The organism is Vibrio sp. Vb0304, from assembly GCF_033338995.1.
In the GTDB taxonomy this organism is placed as follows: domain Bacteria; phylum Pseudomonadota; class Gammaproteobacteria; order Enterobacterales; family Vibrionaceae; genus Vibrio; species Vibrio alginolyticus.
In genome coordinates, this window is sequence record NZ_JAWOTT010000108.1 from 1 (window position 1) to 1,502 (window position 1,502).

A 1,502-nucleotide genomic window follows, 5' to 3' on the forward strand; every position below is an offset into this window, starting at 1 on the left:
TGCTCAGTAATAGGAGAACTAAAAATGAGTGTACAACGTCAGTTACATAAATTTGGTGGCAGCAGCTTAGCAACCCCTGAATGTTACTTACGTGTGGCCGATATTCTCAAAGAATACTCTGCTGAGAATGATCTGGTGGTGGTATCCGCCGCGGGGAAGACCACTAATCGCTTGATCGAGTTTCTGGAAGGTTTAGACAAAGATGGCCGTATTGCGCATGAAGCACTGCAAGGCTTAAGACAATTCCAGTCGGAGCTAATTGAATCTTTATTAGAAGGCGAGGTGCAGACGCAATTGCTCGCTTCTTTGCACGATGAGTTCAGTACCTTAGCCGAGCTGACTGCGCCACTGACGGATGCGCAAAAAGCGGCAGTGTTGGGTCACGGTGAAGTGTGGTCTTCACGTTTATTGGCTGCCTTGCTTTCACAACAAAATGTTCCTGCGGTCGCACAAGATGCACGTGCATTTTTACGTGCAGAAGCAGGTACTCAACCGGAAGTTGACCGTGCGCGTTCTTATCCCCTGATTAAGGAGGCGTTGGCGCAACACAGCCACAAACGCGTCATCATTACCGGATTTATGGCGCAAAATGAGGCAGGAGAAACCGTGCTGTTGGGGCGGAATGGCTCGGATTATTCCGCAACCGTAATCGGTGCTTTGGCGGAAGTGACAACCGTAACCATTTGGAGTGATGTTGCTGGCGTTTACAGTGCGGATCCTCGTTTGGTGTCGGACGCATGTCTGTTGCCTTTACTGCGCTTAGACGAAGCGAGTGAACTGGCCCGCCTTGCAGCTCCGGTCTTGCATAGCCGTACGTTACAACCTGTCGCGCAAAGCACGATGGATTTAAGCCTCAAGTGCAGTTATCAACCTGAATCGGGTTCAACGCGTATTGAGCGTGTACTTGCTTCTGGGCGTGGAGCAAAAATAATCACTTCTTTGGATGAGGTATTGTTGATTCAATTGTCCTTTAGACATGGTCATGACTTCAACAAAACCCAAAGTGATGTTTTAAAGTCTCTTCAACGTGCGCAACTCGAGCCACTCTCTTACGAAGCCCAAGCCGATCAGCAAAAATTACGCTTAGCGTACACCGCAGAGATTGCGACAGGTGCGCTGAAGTATCTACAAGATCTTGCGGTTGAAGCTGAAATCAAACTCAAAGAAGGCTATTCACTTGTGGCCGCTGTCGGAGCGGGCGTAACGAAGAATGCCAACCATTGTTTTGGTTTTTACCAAAAATTGAAGCACGCACCAGTTGAATTTGTTTCTGAAACTGAATCAGGTTTAAGCCTAGTTGCGGTACTGCGTCGCACCGATACCGAAGCATTAGTGCAGTTGATTCACAGCCAGTTATTCCAAGCGCAAAAGCGCGTAGCGGTAGCGTTATGTGGCAAAGGCAATATCGGTTCTAGCTGGTTAAATCTATTTGCGATTCAGAAAACAGAACTCGAAAAACGCCACGGTATGAGCTTTGACTTAGTCGCCGTTGTCGATAGCCA

At 48.2% G+C, this 1,502-nt stretch carries 1 protein-coding gene; it reads left to right on the top strand.

What is annotated here, in order from left to right; all coding sequences use genetic code 11:
• Window positions 1–24 precede the first annotated feature (24 nt).
• Window positions 25–1,502: bifunctional aspartate kinase/homoserine dehydrogenase II (gene metL / locus R7P35_RS24190; protein WP_318092865.1), on the top strand; the 1,478-nt coding region annotated here is incomplete at its 3' end.